At 72.6% G+C, this 17068-nt stretch carries 11 protein-coding genes and 1 pseudogene; 8 read left to right on the forward strand and 4 right to left on the reverse strand.

The genetic code is table 11. The annotated features are described in order from the left end of the window. The 5 genes and pseudogenes from ACIBF7_RS36280 to ACIBF7_RS36300 all read left to right on the forward strand — a co-directional run. A pseudogene (locus tag ACIBF7_RS36280) lies at positions 1 to 1867 on the forward strand (hypothetical protein); the annotation flags it as partial. A 4-nt stretch (positions 1868 to 1871) separates the two neighbouring features. Then, complete coding sequence (locus tag ACIBF7_RS36285) at positions 1872 to 3692, forward strand: UvrD-helicase domain-containing protein (protein WP_397199166.1); 1821 nt, start codon at positions 1872 to 1874, stop codon at positions 3690 to 3692. Between the two features lie 47 nt (positions 3693 to 3739). Then, on the forward strand, positions 3740 to 5581 hold the full coding sequence (locus ACIBF7_RS36290) for a sigma factor-like helix-turn-helix DNA-binding protein (RefSeq protein WP_148029236.1): 1842 nt from the start codon (positions 3740 to 3742) through the stop codon (positions 5579 to 5581). A 16-nt stretch (positions 5582 to 5597) separates the two neighbouring features. After that, complete coding sequence (locus ACIBF7_RS36295) at positions 5598 to 6803, forward strand: cysteine--tRNA ligase (RefSeq protein WP_271276302.1); 1206 nt, start codon at positions 5598 to 5600, stop codon at positions 6801 to 6803. A 271-nt stretch (positions 6804 to 7074) separates the two neighbouring features. Next, a complete protein-coding gene (locus ACIBF7_RS36300; protein ID WP_397199259.1) occupies positions 7075 to 9576 on the forward strand; it encodes a penicillin acylase family protein in 2502 nt (833 codons plus the stop codon). A 4-nt stretch (positions 9577 to 9580) separates the two neighbouring features. Here the strand turns inward: ACIBF7_RS36300 and ACIBF7_RS36305 are convergent, their stop codons facing one another. Together ACIBF7_RS36305 and ACIBF7_RS36310 are read right to left on the reverse strand one after the other, a co-directional pair. Next, positions 9581 to 10516 (reverse strand): MBL fold metallo-hydrolase, encoded by a 936-nt coding sequence (locus ACIBF7_RS36305; RefSeq protein ID WP_397199167.1) that lies wholly within the window; start codon positions 10514 to 10516, stop codon positions 9581 to 9583. A gap of 30 nt (positions 10517 to 10546) precedes the next feature. Further along, complete coding sequence (locus ACIBF7_RS36310; RefSeq protein WP_148029233.1) at positions 10547 to 10978, reverse strand: hypothetical protein; 432 nt, start codon at positions 10976 to 10978, stop codon at positions 10547 to 10549. Between the two features lie 76 nt (positions 10979 to 11054). Here ACIBF7_RS36310 and ACIBF7_RS36315 point away from each other — a divergent pair, with 76 nt between their 5' ends. Then, positions 11055 to 11957 (forward strand): hypothetical protein, encoded by a 903-nt coding sequence (locus tag ACIBF7_RS36315; RefSeq protein ID WP_397199168.1) that lies wholly within the window; start codon positions 11055 to 11057, stop codon positions 11955 to 11957. A gap of 132 nt (positions 11958 to 12089) precedes the next feature. Here the strand turns inward: ACIBF7_RS36315 and ACIBF7_RS36320 are convergent, their stop codons facing one another. Then, a complete protein-coding gene (locus ACIBF7_RS36320; protein WP_397199169.1) occupies positions 12090 to 12527 on the reverse strand; it encodes a DUF6113 family protein in 438 nt (145 codons plus the stop codon). Between the two features lie 11 nt (positions 12528 to 12538). Further along, the gene (gene mshB / locus ACIBF7_RS36325; RefSeq protein WP_148029230.1) at positions 12539 to 13444 is read right to left on the reverse strand and encodes an N-acetyl-1-D-myo-inositol-2-amino-2-deoxy-alpha-D-glucopyranoside deacetylase; all 906 of its coding nucleotides are present in this window, start codon (positions 13442 to 13444) and stop codon (positions 12539 to 12541) included. A 33-nt stretch (positions 13445 to 13477) separates the two neighbouring features. Here mshB and ACIBF7_RS36330 point away from each other — a divergent pair, with 33 nt between their 5' ends. Continuing rightward, positions 13478 to 15544: a prolyl oligopeptidase family serine peptidase gene (locus ACIBF7_RS36330; protein WP_397199170.1), complete on the forward strand. Its 2067-nt coding sequence runs from the start codon at positions 13478 to 13480 to the stop codon at positions 15542 to 15544. Between the two features lie 91 nt (positions 15545 to 15635). Further along, the gene (locus tag ACIBF7_RS36335; protein WP_271276296.1) at positions 15636 to 17012 is read left to right on the forward strand and encodes an alpha/beta fold hydrolase; all 1377 of its coding nucleotides are present in this window, start codon (positions 15636 to 15638) and stop codon (positions 17010 to 17012) included. The last annotated feature ends 56 nt before the right edge of the window (positions 17013 to 17068 follow it).

Below are 17068 nucleotides of genomic sequence, written 5' to 3' on the forward strand. Positions count from 1 at the left end.
GCTCGCCTCCGTAGACGGCGACACCGCCGACGAAGAGCATCCCGAGGCGGCGCAGGTCCCCACGTCCCACAAGGAGCTCGCCTCCGTAGACGGCGACACCGCCGACGAAGAGCATCCCGAGGCGGCGCAGGTCCCCACGTCCCACAAGGAGCTCGCCTCCGTAGACGGCGACGCCCCCGACGGGACGGAAACCCCCGAAGAGGACCTCCAGGGCGACCCCGCCCAGGAGCCCCGAGCGCCTCGCGAGGGCCGCGCCCTCGACGAGGACGGGGCTCCTCGTCCGGGACTCGCCTCCGACAAGGACCGCGCGTCTGGCGCGGACCTCGCGCCCGACGAGGGCCGAGCGCCTGGCGCAAACCTCAGCCCCGACGAAGAGCAGGCGGCTCGCACGGACCTGGGCTCCGACCCGGAGCAGGCGGCTCGCACGGACCTCGGCTCCGACGAAGGGCGCGACTCCGTCGAGGGGCGCGTCTCCGATGAGCGCGGCTCCGGTGAAGAGGGTGTGGCGGGGCGCGAGCTTGCTCCTGTTGGCGCCGATCTTCAGGACGGTGACACCGCCGATGACGAGCGGCCCGAGGCTGCCGAGGAAGGTGGCGACTCCGGTGGGGCGGAGACGCCGGAAGGCCGCCGGGAGGATGAGGCTGAGGAGGGCGTCGCGCCGGGATTCTTCGCTGTGCAGGGCTCGGATGGGCGGCAGGAGGAGGCCGGTGGGGAACCGGTGGAGGCCGCCCCTGGGGCTCCGGAGGAAGACTCGGATCTGCCGCAGCTCATAGAGGCCGCGTTCGCCCATCTCGACGACAAGAGCTGGGCGGTCGCCCAGAACCGGGTGTTCACCGACCAGCCGTCGGCCGTGGACCAGCTCGCCAAGCTGTTCGCCGTGGCCCCCGCCGAGATCACCGCCACCGAGGACCGGCTGCGCGCCATGCTCGACGAGTGGCTGGTCAGCGACGAGGCCGCCCCGTACCGGGCGCACCTGGAGGAGCTGCGGGAGAAGATCGGCCCGTCCGCTCCCAAGGAGCGCCTGATCAAGGCCGCCGACTGGCACGGCAAGGAGATCAAGGCGCTGGAGGTGCCCGCCTGGCAGTTCGTGCTCGCCACGCTGCCCGACCGGCCGCTGCCGCAGCGCTCGCCGGCGTCGCCGTCGGCGTTCAGCGCGCCGTACGGCAAGCTGCCCGAGCCGCCGCCCCCCGCCTTCGCCCCGAAACCAGTACCGAAGCCGGTCCAGAAGCCGGCCCCGACGGGGCTGCCGCCGGGGTTCATGCCGCCCGATCCGGTGCCGTCGCAGTTCCAGGCGTTCGCCCCGGCGGTGCCGGTGCAGAGCGAGGAGAACGGCGCGGCAGGCAAGCCGTACCAGCCGCTGAAGGACGTCTCGCAGACCAGGCGCTGCTTCCGGCAGCCCGACGGCCGGTGGTGGCTGCGCGTGGACGTGACGGCCGAGCAGCTGAGCGGCGGCGAGTGCCCGCTGCCGACCGGGTTCGCCGCGTACCTGGGGCTCTCGCCGGGCGAGAGCAAGGCGGCCAGGAGCGCCGCGGGCGAGCTGACCATGACCTGGCACGGCCGGCCGGTGCTGGAGTCGATCGACAGGCTGCTGGCGGACGTCGGCGCGAAGGAGGGTGGTCACCTGTTCCTCACGCTGTCGGACGAGGGCGTGCTCCGGGCCCGGCACCTGCCGGTCGCCGCGGCCGGCGCGGAGAAGATCACCAAGGCGCTCCGCCTGGTCGGCTACACGGCCCCGGGCGGCACCCGCGACCAGGCGGCGCGGGTGATCGCGACGAGGATCGGCATGACGGGCCCGGTGAAGCTGCCGGACCTGCTCACCAGGCTCCGCGAGCGCGGGGACCGCGACCTTCTCCAACTCCTGGACTGATGCGGTGCCGCGGCTCGCGATCGGCCCTGAGGTTCCCAGGGAACTCGGCGCACTGGCACAGCCGGTGCGCCGAGACGCCGTGGTCGCGCTGCGGCGGTTCCTGCTGAACGTGTCGGGCGCCCCGCATCCCGAGTCGGTCAGGGGCGCCAGGGACCCCCGGGTGGCGACTCTCCGGCTCGCCGGGGGGCATCGGGGGGTGGTGGTGCGCCGGCGGGACGTCTACTGGCTGCGCACCGTGCTGCCCGACCCCGAGGCCTGGTCGTACGCCGCACGGCACCGGTACGGGATCAACCCGGTGCTCGGCGTGGTCGAGGAGTGGGACGCCGAGGCGCTGGAGCGGGTCGAGCCCGCGTTACGCCGGTCGGCGGGCGTCGCGAGGCTGTTCGACCCGATCTGCGACGGCGACCTGCTGGCCCTCGGCATCGACGTGCACGCGCTGCCGCTGGTCCGGCTCATCACCACCGAGGCGGACGTGGCCGCGCTCGAGCCGCTGCTGCCGCCCACCCAGTACGTTCCGCTGGCGGTGCTGGCCAGGGGCGGCACGCTGGCCGAGGCGTGGCGGGAGCTGGACGGCTGCCGCGCCTTCGACGAGGACCCCGAGGAGCCGGTCGACGCCGAGGACCTCCACCAGGCGCTGCTGCGCAGCCCCGACCGGGCCGCGTTCGCCGCCGACAAGACGGAGCTGGACCGGCTGCTGACGGCGCCCGAGTGGTGCGTGTTCCCGCATCCGCCGCAGCACCGGCTGTCCAGGGCCCGTTACGACCATCCGGTGCTGGTGGTGGGCGGGGCCGGGACCGGCAAGACGGTGCTCGCGCTGCGCCGCGCCGCTCACCTGGCCGCGCACGGCAGCGGGCCGGTGCTGCTGGTGACGTTCTCCCAGGGGCTCTGCGACGAGCTGACCGGCCGGCTGGACCAGCTCGTCCAGGACGAGCCGATGCGCAAGCGCGTCGAGGTGGACAACCCGGAGCGGTTGGCGATGCGCATCGTGGCCCAGGTGGAGGGCCGCCGCCCGGCGCTGGTCGGGCCGGGCGCGCGGACCATGGACGAGCTGATCGACGAGGCGCTCCGGCTGCTGTCGAGGACCACGGGAGATCTGCTCGACGACGTCGAACCGGGGCACAAACCGTACCGGCACATCGTGGTGGACGAGGCGCAGGACGTCAGCCCCGCGCAGTGGCGGCTGCTGCGGGCGGCGGCGCCGCGCGCGGCGGACGACCTGTTCATCGTCGGCGACCCGCACCAGCGCGTCACCGACACGCGGGTCGCGCTCGGCGCCGTCGGCATCCCCGCCGTCCAGTACACGCTCAGGGTCTCGCACCGGCTGCCGCAGGAGCTGCTGACGTTCGCGGTCCGGCTGCGCGGCGGCGGGCCCGCCGCCGGGCTGGTCAAGGGCATGTCGGCGCTGTACGGGTTCCGGTCGGGGCGGTTCGGGCCACGGCCGGTGGTCCGCGCGTACGAGAGCGAGGAGGCGGAGCTGGCCGGCCTGGAGCGCACCGTCGCCGACTGGCTCGACGAGGGCGTGCCCGCCGACCGGATCGCGGTCGGGGCGCGCAACCAGGGGCTGGTACGGGCCGCCAAGCGGGTGTTGCGGGACGTTCCGGTACGGGTGTCGACGTTCGCCAACCTCAAGGGGCTGGAGTTCGACAGGGTGGCGCTCATCGGCGTGGCCGAGGGGGTCGTGCCGGAGCGCCCTCCCGACGATCCGGGCGCCCGGGCCCGCGCGCTGCAACGGGAACGGAGCATGCTGTTCGTGGCGTGCACCCGGGCCCGGACGATGCTCTACATTTCGCATTCCGGAAGAGGTAGCCCTTTTCTGTCCTTCTGATCACATAGTCTGAACTGCGGATATCTATCGTTGCCGGTTGGACCCCAATGAACCTCAGTCTGAGCGACATCGCGCCACCACTGCGCTGGACCGCACCTGGCCAGATCGCACCGATCGCGGAGGAGCCACAGCTGCCCGAGGCATGGTGGCAGGCGATCCCGCTCGACCGGGCGTGCGCCATCGTGGGCACGCAGGTCGTGGCGGGCCGCCTCGCCGACCTCGCCGTGGCCTTCTGGGGGCATCTGGTGCTGGGCGACATCTTGCCGCTGCTGCGCTTCTCCGACCCCGCCGAGGCCGAGCGGACACCCGAGACGCTCGGCAAGGACGTGGTGCAGAAGCTGTTCGGCGGCGTGCTCGACCGGCTGCTCGAACCCGCGGCCGCGGTCGCCGCGCCCGTCCAGCAGGACAAGCCGCTGCCTGAGCTGGTCGACGCCCTGTTCGCGGCGCTCGACGAGCGGCAGCGGGCCATCGCCCGCGACCGGCTGTACGCGGCCGACCGGGCCACCCTGGACGAGCTGGCCCAGCGCTTCTCGGTGACCAGGGAGCGGATCCGGCAGATCGAGCGCGACCTGCGCGACCACGTGGAGCTGTGGCTCGCGGGGCCGGAGGCGGCGGCGCTGGTCGCGCACGTCACCTGGCTGCGCGGCCGGCTCGGCTCGGCCGCGCCCGCCGACGACCTGACGGCGGCCGTGCCGTGGCACCGCGCCGAGCTGCGCACGCTGGGCATCCCGGCCTGGCGGTTCGTGCGCACGCTGCTGACGGGCTACGAGCAGACCGACGGCTGGCTGATCGCGGGCGGCGCCGACGACCTGCGCGAGAAGACCCGCCAGTTGTTCGCCGACGGGCCGCACCCGCTCGCCGAGGCGGTGACCATGGTGACCCAGCTCGGCGTCCGCGAGGACGTGGCCGAACGGTGGATACTCGCCGTGCCGCAGCTGCGGGTGCTCGACGGGCACGTGGTGCCGTGGCCGCGCAGCATCAACGACAAGGCGGAGGCGGTGCTGGCCGTCTCCGGGAAGCCGATGTCCCCGGAGGAGATCCAGGAACGCATCGGCGAGGACTACAGCCTCGTCGGCATCCGCAACCAGCTCACCGCCGACGACCGGTTCCTGCGGCTCGACAGGAACAAGTACGGCCTGACCCGCTGGGGCGGCGACCAGTACCTGGGCATCCGGGAGATGATCGTCAGGGAGATCGAGCGGGCCGGCGGCGAGGCCCCGGTCAGCACGATCGTGGCCAACCTGACCTCCCGCTACGACGTCAGCGAGAGCTCGGTGCGCGCCTACTCGGGCGGTCCCGGGTTCGAGCGCAGCCAGCGCGGCTGGATCCGGGTGGCGGGCACCTCACCCTCCGGGGAGGCGGGCGCGTACCAGCCGCGCAAGGACGTCTCGGAGACCCGGCGCAGCTTCCGCAGCCGCGACGGGCGCTGGTGGCACCGGGTGGACGTGAACGCCGAGCACCTGCGCGGCTCCGGCTCGCCGCTGCCGACCGGGTTCGCCGCGCACCTGGGCATGGCGCCGGGCGGGTCGCTCACCGCCTCGACGCCCTCGGGCGACGTGGTCATCAGCTGGCACAACCAGCCGACGATGGGCTCGATACGCAACGTACTCGCCGATTTCAAGGCCAGCGAGGGCGACCACGTGTTCCTCACCGTCTCCGACGGCGGGGAGCTGCTCACCCGCTACCTGCCGGCCGCCCCTCCCGGGATGCCCGCGCTGAACCGGGCCCTCTACCTCATCGGCTACACCGCGCCGGTGAACTCCGAGCTGGAGGGGCTGCGGCTGATCGGCGCGCGGGTGGGGCTGCCCGAGACCGCCACCCGCGAGGAGGTCCTCGCCCGGCTGCGCGAGCGGGGTGACCGCGACATCCTCGGCTTCCTGGGGAGATGACGGCTAGGGTCGAGGCATGCTGCGGATCTACGACACGCTGACCGGGCAGGTCGAGGAGATCGCGCCCGCCCGGGGGCTGCGGATGTACGCCTGCGCGCCGCCCGTCCACCGCCGGGCGGACCTCGGCGACCTGCGCCCGGCGCTGCTGTCCGATCTGATCCGCCGGGTCCTGGAACGGCATCGGGTGCGCATGGTGGTCTGCCTGGGCGTCGACGACGTGGGCTGCCCGGTGGAGAGCGCTCGGGCGTACGAGGAGGCGTCCGCCCGCGACGCGGCGGCGCTCAACCTGCGCTCGCCCGAGCTGTCCCCGCGCGCCGCCGAGCACGCCGGCGAGGTGGTCGAGCTGGTCGCCGCGCTGGTCGAGCGCGGTCACGCGTACGCGGCCGACGGCGGCTGGGTGTTCTTCGACTCCGCCGGCTCTCCCTCGTACGGCGAGCTGTCCGGGGAGAAGGACCCGAACGGCGGGGATGGATTCCCCCACGACGGGGAGCGGTCCCCGCACGACGGCGGGGATGGATTCCCCCACGACGGGCCGGAGCGGCGGCGCCCGGCCGACTGGGTGCTGTGGCGGCCCGCGGACGGCGAGGCGGCCTGGGACTCGCCGTGGGGGCGCGGAGTGCCCGGCCCGCACGTCGCGTGCTCGGCGATGTCGTCGCGGCGGCTGGGCGACCGGGTCGACATCCAGACCGGCGGCACCGAGCTGATCTTCCCGCACCACGAGGCCATGCGCGCCCAGTCGGACGCGGCGGCCGGGCACGAGGTGGTCCGCCGCTGGGCGCACAGCGCAGGGCTGGCGCCGGGCGGCAGTGCGCCCGGTCCCGACGGGGTGACGCCCGGCGACGGGCCGCGGGAGCTCGCCGAAGTGGCGGAGGCCGGGCTCGACCCGCTGGCGGTGCGGCTGGCGTTCCTGCAGCACCACTACCGCGGCCCGCTGGACCTCACCTGGGACGTCCTGCGCGCCGCCGACGGCACCCTGCGCCGCCTGCGCGCCCGGGTGGCCGAATGGTCGGAGTCGCCGAGCGCGCCGATGGCCGCCGCGTACGTCCGGCGGGCCGAGTCCGCGCTGGACGACGACCTCGACACCCCGGCCGCGCTGCGTGTCCTGGAGGAGCTGGAGCGCGACGACTCGGTGCCGCCGGGCGCGAAGTTCGAGTCGTTCCTGCACCTGGACCACGTCCTGGCTCTCGACCTGCCCGCCGACATCGGCAAGCCCCGGCCCTGAGCGGGCGGCCCGTCGCGGTGTGAGGTCGGGCGGACGGCATGGCAGGAGCCGTCCGCCCGGGATGGCGCCGTCCTGGTGCGGGGGTGTGGACGGTAGCGCGCCAAGCGAAACGATAGGCAGATCTCGGGTTGCATCTGGGTTGCGAGGTACCTCCCGGTGCGTGGAGGAAAACGCGGTGTGACGGCGGCGAGAGGAGTCGGCGAGGACTGCCAAACTGGGTGCCAGCGCGGGGAGTATGGAGGTTTTCGTGAGGTTGAGGCCGTACGCGTGGATGCCGGGGCCGCTGCGGTGGTTCGCGCGGGTGGTTACCGTTCTCCTGGCGATCGCGTTGATGCTCGCGGCGGTGCTCGTGGTCACCGTGCGGCAGTCGTTCCCGCAGGTGGAGGGTACGGTGCGGCTCCCCGGCTTAACCGGGAATGTGGAGATTTATCGTGATAAATACGGAATCCCGCACATCTACGCCGACACCGCCGAAGACCTCTTCATGGCCCAGGGCTTCGTGCACGCCCAGGACCGCTACTGGGAGATGGACTTCCGCCGCCACGTGACCGCCGGCAGGCTCTCCGAGCTGTTCGGCGCGACGACCCTCGACAGCGACAAGGCCATCAGGACCATGGGCTGGCGCAAGGTGGCCGAGCAGGAGCTGCCCGAGCTGACCGAGCGCACCAGGCGCTTCCTCGACTCCTACGCCAAGGGCGTGAACTCCTGGACCGCCGCCAACCCCAACGCCTCCGACCGCAGTCTCGAATACTCGATTCTCAAGGCGCAGAACGGCGCCTACGACCCCGAGCCGTGGACCCCGCTCGACTCCGTCGCCTGGCTCAAGGCCATGGCCTGGGACCTCCGCTCCAACCTCGAGGACGAGATCGACCGCGCCCTGGCGCTCACCGCGCTGCCGCCGGAGCGGGTGGCCCAGCTCTACCCCGGCTATCCGTACGACGAGCACGAGCCGATCGTCACCCGGGGCACGATCGACCGGGAGCGCTTCGACCAGACCGCCGAGCCGCGCACCCGGCAGGACACGCGGACCGGCGCGCGGGCCCTCGCCCAGGCGGCGCGGGCGCTCGACGCGGTGCCCAGCACGATCGGCGCGACGGACCGGGAGGGCATCGGCTCCAACTCGTGGGTGGTCTCCGGCGAGCACACGAAGAGCGGCAAGCCGCTCCTGGCCAACGACCCGCACCTGTCGGCGCAGCTGCCCTCGGTCTGGTACCAGGTGGGCCTGCACTGCCGCGTGCCGAGCGAGGCGTGCCCGTACGACGTGACCGGGTTCTCGTTCTCGGGCGTCCCCGGTGTGATCATCGGGCACACCGACAAGATCGCCTGGGGGTTCACCAACCTGGGTCCCGACGTGGCCGACCTGTTCCTGGAGAAGGTCGACGGCGACACGTACCTCTACCAGGGCGAGCAGGTCCCGCTGGAGACCCGTCAGGAGCGGATCGAGGTGGCGGGCGGCGCCCCGGTCACCATCACCGTGCGCAGCACCCTGCACGGGCCGCTGGTCAACGAGGTCATGGGCGCGGTGGAACCGAGCGGCGAGGCCAACGCGGTGGCCCTGTCGTGGACCGCTCTCATGCCCGGCCGGACCGTCGACGCGATCTTCGAGCTGAACCAGGCGGGCGACTGGCACGAGTTCCGGGCGGCGGCCGCGCTCTTCGAGGTGCCCGCGCAGAACCTGGTCTACGCCGACACCTCGGGCACCATCGGCTACCAGGCGCCCGGCCGCATCCCCGTGCGCAAGTCGGGCGACGGCACCGTGCCCGTGCCCGGCTGGACCGGCGAGTACGACTGGAACACCGCGCCCATCCCGTACGACCAGCTTCCGTCGGTGCGCAACCCGGCGGAGGGGTTCGTCGTCACGGCCAACAACGCCGTCATCGACCCCCGGCGCTACCGGCCGCACCTGACGGAGGACTGGTCGTACGGATACCGCTCGCAGCGCATCCTCGACCTGCTGCGCGAGGAGATCGGCAAGGGTCAGGTGGACGCCGCGACGATGGCGCGCGTCCAGCGGGACGACCGCAACCTGTTCGCCGGGACCCTGGTGCCCTCGCTGATGGCCGTGGACCTGGCCGGGCCCGCCAAGGAGGCCCGCGGGCTGCTCGACGGCTGGGACGGCGCCCAGGACGCGGGATCGGCCGCCGCGGCGTACTTCAACGCGGTCTGGCGGCACCTGCTGGAGCTGACCTTCCACGACGAGCTGCCGGAGGGCGCCAGGCCGAACGGGGGCGACCGCTGGTACGAGGTCGTCGCCGGGCTCCTGCGCGACCCCGACGACCCGTACTGGGACGACACCCGCACCGAGGGGATCACCGAGCGGCGCGACGACATCCTGCGCCAGGCCATGGCCTCGGCCTTCCAGGAGCTGTCGGAGCTGCTCGGCGACGACGTGAAGGCGTGGCGCTGGGGCGACCTGCACGGGCTGAAGCTCACCCACGGCTCGCTCGGCGCCTCGGGGATCGCGCCGATCGAGGCGCTGTTCAACCGGGGGCCGCTGGCCTCGGCGGGCGGCAAGGACGCGGTGAACGCCACCGGCTGGAACGTGCTGGAGGGGTACGCGGTCACGACGGTGCCGTCCATGCGCATGGTCGTGGACCTGGGTGACCTGGACGAGTCGCGGTGGATCAACCTGACGGGCGCGTCGGGGCACGCCTTCCACGAGAACTACTGGGACCAGGCGGAGCTGTGGGCCAGGGGCGAGATGCTGCCGATGCGCTCGGACGCGGGCTCGGTGACCAAGGCCGCCGTGCACACGCTCCGGCTCCGCCCCTGACCATTCAGGTGGCGAAGGCGCGCGACTCGCCCACGGCCAGGTCCCACAGGCACTCGCGGGGCAGGCCGTGGGCGGCCCACTCCTCGCGGATCCATTCCAGGGGCCGCAGCAGCGGCTCACCGGACAGCACGAACGTGCCCCAGTGCATGGTGGCCATCCGGTGCGCGCCCACGTCCAGGAAGGCCCGTACGGCCTGCGGCGGGTCGACGTGGGCGGGCTCCATCGCCCACGGCGGCTGGTAGGCGCCGACCGGCATCAGCGCCAGGTCCAGGCCGGGGTGGCGGGCGCCGATCTGGGCGAGCCGCTCGCCGTAACCGGTGTCGCCGGCGAAGTACACCGACCCGCCGATCACCCACCCGCCCCACAGCGTCTTGCAGAAGTCGAAGAGCGTGCGCCTGCTCCAGTGGTGGGCGGGCACGAACTCGAAGCTCACGCCGCCGACGGTGGCCGACTCCCACCAGTCCAGCTCGATCACCTCGGTGAAGCCGCGATCGGTGAACCACTTCGCGAGCCCGGCAGGCACGAGCATCGGCGTCGTCCTGGGCAACCGGCGCACGGTGGGCCAGTCCAGGTGGTCATAGTGGTCGTGGCTGATGACCACGGCGTCGATCGGCGGCAGGTCCTCCCAGTCCAGGCCGGGCATGCTCACGCGGGCCCGCACCCCGGGGATGCGCCGTGACCACACCGGGTCGGTGAGGATCGACAGTCCGCCCGTCCGGAGCAGGTAGGTCGCGTGCCCGACCCACGTCACGGACGTCTCCCCCCGCGCGACCGGAGGCAGTCCGCCGCCCGCCACGGGGATGCGGGCGGCCTCGCTCAAGTCAGGGGGGAAGGCGGTGTGCCAGGCGATGCTGAGCACCTCCCGCAGCCCCGACGGGGTGTCGGTGAGGCGGTCACGATAGCTCTCGGGTCTCTTCGGAGCACGGATGATCTGCGTCATGGAGATCCCCTGCCCCGCGTAATGGATCAGTCACGCGCGTGGAGGCTCACCTGCGCGTCCGCGCCAGCGGGGCTGCGCCCGCCGGTAGCCGCCCTCGTCCAGACCGGCGAGCCGTTCGAAGGGGTTGTACGACGCCTGGTCGCCGCAGACGATCACCGAGACCAGCATCGCCAGGAGGTACAGCGGGAGCATGGGCAGACCGGCGCACCAGGCCCACTGGGTGGCGTGCCTGCTCTCGTGACCGATCAGGGTCTCGTCGAGACCGTCACGTCTGGTGATTACAACGTTCCCCACCGTGAACGCCCCGGCGATGGGGAAGCGGAAGCGGTAGCCGCAGGCGAGCACGAGCCCGTCCGGGCCGGATCGCCTGGTCGCGCCGCCGATCGCGGCGATGAGCAGGCCGAGTGGAGTGGTGAGATTAAGAAAATTGATGACTCGGCGGAACCGATATCGCCTGTCCATGCGTCTCAGTCTTGACCAATCTTGACAAATCGGAATAATGATCTGAGTCCTGAAATCTCCTAGAAGAGCAGGATTTATGAGATTCACCATCCTGGGCGCGCTGCTGGCTTCCGCGGCACTGGCCGGAGCCGGCGGAATCGCGATCACCCAGACATCAGCCACCGTCCCCTTACGCGTCGCCGACTCCCCAGCCGCCGCCGCGGCGGCGTTACCCGCCACCACCGCCCCGGGGGCGTACGTGGCGAAGACCGAGATCGTCGAGAGAGACGGCGTGACCTATCTGGACGTCGCCGTCACGTACGAGACCGCGGCCAAGTTCAGCGTCAGGCAGCGGGTCTGCAAGCGCAAGTCCTGCCGTACGGTGCGTGTCGGGCTCACGGTGGCCTCGGGCACGGGCGAGGCCGCGAAGCGGCTCGGCCGCGGCGACTACTGGCTGCGCGGCAAGCCGAGGATCAGGATGTGGCCGCTCCCCGGCCCCACGGTCACGGTCACGGAACCCCCGGTGACGGTCACGGAAACGGTCACCGAGACGGCCACGGCGACGGTCACGTTCACCTGTCAGCCCGCGCCTCCGACGGAAACCCCCACGTTGACGCCTACAGCGACGGTCGATCCCACCGTCGACCCGACAGTGGACCCGACGGTTGATCCCACCGTCGACCCGACAGTGGACCCGATGGTTGATCCCACCGTCGACCCGACCGTCGACCCGACAGTGGACCCGACCGTCGATCCCACCGTCGACCCGACGGTCGACCCGACCCTGGATCCCACCATCTCCCCGACCGTCGACCCGACGGTGGATCCGACTATCAGCCCGACCGAGATCCCGACATGTCCGGAGCCGACCGAGATCCCGACGGAGGTTCCCACCGACCTGCCGACTGACACTCCGACCGACACCCCGACCGACACGCCGACCGATGTGCCCACGGACACCCCGCCCCCGACGGAGACCGTGACGCCACCGGCGCAGTGATCACGTTTCCCCGGCCCGGCGGCCTCCCTTCAGCCGCCGGGCCGGGAGAAACATATTGCTAAATCCAGTGAATTTCATATAGCGCGCGGCGACAGATCATTCACATGCCTGTCGCGCTATTAAGCAGCGCTTTCATCGGCCCTGCTGCACTTTACCCGGCGGAGCCGAGCCCTCTTCCGGATATCCGCGCAACAGCCACGATCCCCCCGACGAGGGCAACATCAGAAATGCCGCGACCGCGGCCACCATCCCGCCGTAGAGGTACACGTGCCCCGACGCGTCCCCGGCGATCACCAGATCCCCCGCGCCCAGCCTCAGCGAGAACGCCGACGACACCAGCACCCACCCGGCCGACGTGACGGCGGCGGCCGCGCGCCCGCCCATCAGCCTGCCCGCCCCCAGGGAGACACCGAAGATCAGCACCAGCCAGAGCACCGCGGAGACGACCGGGAGACCCGGCCACGCGCTGTGGGTGAACCCGCCCACCACGCCCATGACGACGCCCAGTACGAAGAGCATGCCGTAGGCGGCTCCCCCCAGCGCCGACTCGACCTGGCTGCGTTGCTCCATGTCGGTCGAGGTTAGTGGATGCCGGCGAACAGATCGTTCTCCCGCTGGTACGGCTCGCCGAGCCCTCCTGCCTCGACCGGAGGACCGGGCACGGCGGGCCCGCGCTCCCCGATGGCCAGCACGAAGTGCTCGACTCCCCGGATTTCCTGACCGACGTGGTTGGAGAGCGCGAACCACGGCTCGGACACCGTGATCTGCGTGTGGTGCGCGCGCATGGCCGCCGCCTTGTGGCCGAGCCAGGGCCGGGCGTCGATCTCCGTGGTGACGACCCCGTCGGGGTCGCCGAACGGCATGTCGTCCACGCTCGCGACGGTGAACGGGGCGCCCGCCTCCAGCAGCGCCTCGTTGGACCGCGCCAGCACCGACCTCGGCGTGGCCGTGTGGTAGAACTTCGCGATCCGCCACGGCTCGCCCTCGCCGAATCCCGGGTCGGCCGCCAGCTCGAACGCCCGCCGGGAGACGCGGTGGGCCTGGATGTGGTCCGGGTGACCGTAATGCCCGTTCTCGTCGTACGTGACGAGCACCTGGGGCCGCACCTCGCGGATGACCGCGACCAGCTCGCCCGCCGCCTCGTCGAGGTCGGCCCGCCAGAACGCGTCGGGCCTGTCGTTGGTGGCGACCCCCATCATCCCGGAGTCGCGCCAGCGCCCTGGGCCGCCCAGGAAGCGGTGGTCCTCGACGCCGAGCGCCTCGCAGGCGGCGGCCAGCTCACCGATCCGGTGGTCGCCGAGCACGTCGTCCTCCTCGGACGCCAGGTGCGAGAGCTCCACGGGGATGATCTCCCCCTCCTCGCCCAGCGTGCAGGTGACGAGCGTGACGTGGGCGCCCTCGGCGACGTAGCGGGCCATCGTGGCGCCGGTCCCGATCGACTCGTCGTCGGGATGGGCGTGCACGAGCAGCAGCCGTCGGTCAATCATGCTCCGAGCGTAACAACTGGCAGGATTGGGCCCATGAGTGAGAGCTTCCCGCGCCTGTCGGCCAGGACCCGCCGCTTCACCCTGGGAGTGCCCAGGGGCTTCACCATCTCCCCTGACGGCGCGCGGGTGCTGTTCCTGCGCACCAAGTCGGGCACCGACCCTGTGACGTGTCTGTGGGAGCTCGACACCGAGACTCACGTGGAGCGGCTGGTCGTCGATCCGCGCTCGCTCGACTCCGGCGACGAGGACCTGCCGCCGGAGGAGCGCGCCCGGCGCGAGCGCAGCCGCGAGCAGGCCGGCGGCGTGGTGTCCTACTCGACCGACGCGGAGGCCACCACGGCGGCGTTCGCGCTGTCCGGCGGCCTCTACGTGACCGACCTGGCCGCCGCGCGCACCCGGCGGCTGGAGACGGCGGGCGCGGTCATCGACCCCCGGCTCTCCCCCGACGGCCGCCGGGTCGCCTACGTCACCGGCGGCGCCCTGCACGTCCACGACCTGTCCACCGGCGACGACCGCGTGCTCGCCACCCCCGAGTCGGAGACCGTCACGTACGGTCTGGCGGAGTTCATCGCCGCCGAGGAGATGAGCCGCATGCGCGGCCACTGGTGGTCGCCTTCCGGCGACGCCCTCCTGGTGGAGCGGGCCGACGAGGCGCCGGTCCACACCTGGCACATCGCCGACCCGGCCAACCCCGGCCGGCCCCCGGCCGTCCAGCGCTATCCCGCCGCCGGCACGCCCAACGCCGTGACCGAGCTGTTCGTGCTGGGGCTCGACGGGTCCAGGGTCGCGGTCCCGTACGAGCACGAATACCTCGCGGCGGCGGCGTGGGACTCCCACGCGCTGTCGATCGTGACGCTCTCCCGCGACCAGAAGACGATGCGCCTGCTCTCGGTCGACCCGGAGACCGGGAAGTCCACCCTCGTGCGCGAGGACACCGACCCGGCCTGGGTCGACGTCGTCTCCGGCGTGCCCGCCCACCTCGACGACGGCTCGCTGGTCTGGGTGGCCGCCGCCGACGGGGGCCACCGGCTGTTCGTCGGCGACCGCCCCGTCACCCCGCCCACCCTGCAGGTGCGCGCGGTGCTCGACGTCGACCACGACAGCGTGCTGTTCAGCGCCAGCGGCGACCCGACCGAGATCCAGCTGTGGACCTGGGACGGCCACTCGCTGCTGCCGGTCTCCACCCGGTCGGGCGTGTTCACCGGCCGGATGGCGGGCGGCGTCGGCGTGCTCACCGAGCAGAACCTCGACACCGAGGGCGTCTCCACCACCGTCGTGCGCCGCGACGGCGTGGCCGTCCCGATCCCCTCCTACGCCGAGCGTCCCGGTCTCGACCTGCGCGTCTCACTCGGCCGTTCCGGCCGTCGCGAGCTGGCGACCGCCGTAGTGCTGCCCTCCTGGCACGAGCCGGGCTCGCGGCGGCTGCCGGTCCTCATGGATCCGTACGGGGGCCCGCACGCCCAGCGGGTGCTCAACAGGCGCGGCGGCTACCTGGAGAGCCAGTGGTTCGCCGAGCAGGGGTTCGCCGTGGTCGTGGCCGACGGGCGGGGCACCCCGGGGCGCGGGCCCGCGTTCGAGCGGGAGGTGCTCGGCGACCTGGCCACGCCCGCGCTGGAGGACCAGGTCGACGCCCTTCATGGGGTCGCCGAGCAGTACCCCGACGACCTCGACCTGGAGAAGGTGGCGATCCGCGGATGGTCGTTCGGCGGCTTCCTGGCGGCGCTCGCGGTGCTGCGCAGGCCCGACGTGTTCCACGCGGCGGTGGCGGGGGCGCCGGTGACCGACTGGCGGCTGTACGACACCTGCTACACCGAGCGCTACCTCGGGCATCCCGACGAGCAGCCTGAGGTGTACGACACGTCGTCGCTGTTCGGCGACGCGGCCAAGCTGGAGCGGCCGCTGCTGCTCATCCACGGGCTGGCCGACGACAACGTGGTGGCGGCCCACACGCTGCGCCTGTCGTCGGCGCTGCTGGCGGCGGGCCGGCCGCACACCGTGCTGCCGTTGTCCGGCGTCACCCACATGACGCCGCAGGAGATCGTGGCGGAGAACCTGCTGCTGCTCCAGGTCGACTTCCTGAAGAAGTCGCTGCACCTGTAGCGGGATGACAGACCACGGTCTGATTCGGCCCTCCTGAAACCAGACCGTGGTCCGATGTGGCAGGGCGGGGCGTTCGGCCATCGTGATCGGCATGCTGAAGTCAATCGCGATGGCCCTGACGCTGGTTTTCTCGGGCGGCGCGCCCGCACAGGAGACGGCCTCACTCGACTGGGCCGCGTGCCCCGGCGACAAGATCGGCATGGAGTGCGCCGACCTGCGGGTGCCGGTCGACTGGTCCAAGCCCGAGGGGCGGCAAATCACGCTCAAGCTCGGCCGGCTCAAGGCCACCGGCCGGGCCGAGGGCTCCGCGCTCGTCGCCTACGGCGGCCCCGGCGCCCCCGGCATCGCCTACACCGAGCCGATCGTCGACACCTGGGCCGGGCTGCGCAAGCGGATGCACGTCGTGGTGTGGGACACCCGCGGCTACGGCGAGCAGTTCCGCGGCCGGAGCACGGGCCTGCCGTGCGTCTGGACCCGCGTCCCCATCCCTGCCGCGCCGCGCGACGACGCCGAGTGGGGGCGCCTGTCCGACACCAACCGCGGTCTCGCCGAGGCGTGCCGCCACAAGGACCCCGAGCTGTTCGCCAACATGAGCTCCGCCGACCACGCCCGTGACATGGAGGCGATCAGGAAGGCGCTCGGCGACGGCGGGCTCAACTACTACGGCGCCTCCTACGCCGGCTTCTACGGCCAGGCCTACGCCCGCCTCTTCCCCGGCCAGGTCCGCACCATGGTCCTCGACGGCACGTGGAACCACAGCCCGGCCGACTGGGGCAAGGAGGTGGAGGCGATGGCCAGGAGCAACGAGCGGTCGCTGACCCGCTTCTTCGACTGGTGCGCCACCGGCGGCTGCCGCGACGTCCCCCGCAAGTGGCGCTCGCTCGTCGCCGGGGCCGACCGCGAGCCGGTCCGCGCCGCCGACGGCGTCGCCTACACGGGCCGCGATCTGCGCTCGTTCGCCGTCTCCTCGGCTCGCCAGGGCCGCGCCGCCTGGCCGGGCCTGGCCGCGGCGATCCGCAAGGCCCACGGCGGCGACGCCTCGGCCTTCCTCCCCGCCCGCGGCGCCCGCTACCCCGACCAGGCCACCGGGGTCACCGAGTGCACCGACTGGCCGCGCCCCACGAGCCGGTCCGCCCTCGACGCCATGACCGCCCGCCTGCGCAAGGCCGCCCCCAACGCGGGCGCCGCCAACACCATGGCCACCGCGGGCCTGGCCTGCGTCGGCTGGCCCGTCCCCGTCACCAACCCGCCCGCCCCACTTCCCAAGACCCTCCCACCCCTCCTGGGCGCCGGCGCCTGGGGCGAGTCCGACGCGGTCACCCGAGCCATGAGCACGGTCCCAGGCAGCGTCACCATCACCCACGACGGCCCCGGCCACACCCTCTACACCTCCAACCCCTGCGCCCGCACCCACATCGACCGCTACCTCACCGACAAGACCCTGCCCCCGACCCCGGCGAAGTGCTGACCATCGTGAACGCGGATGCTCCGGCGGGCCGAGCGGGCCGTCAGACACGCATCGCA

It is taken from the genome of Nonomuraea sp. NPDC050478, assembly GCF_044458265.1.
GTDB classification, from domain to species: domain Bacteria; phylum Actinomycetota; class Actinomycetes; order Streptosporangiales; family Streptosporangiaceae; genus Nonomuraea; species Nonomuraea ferruginea.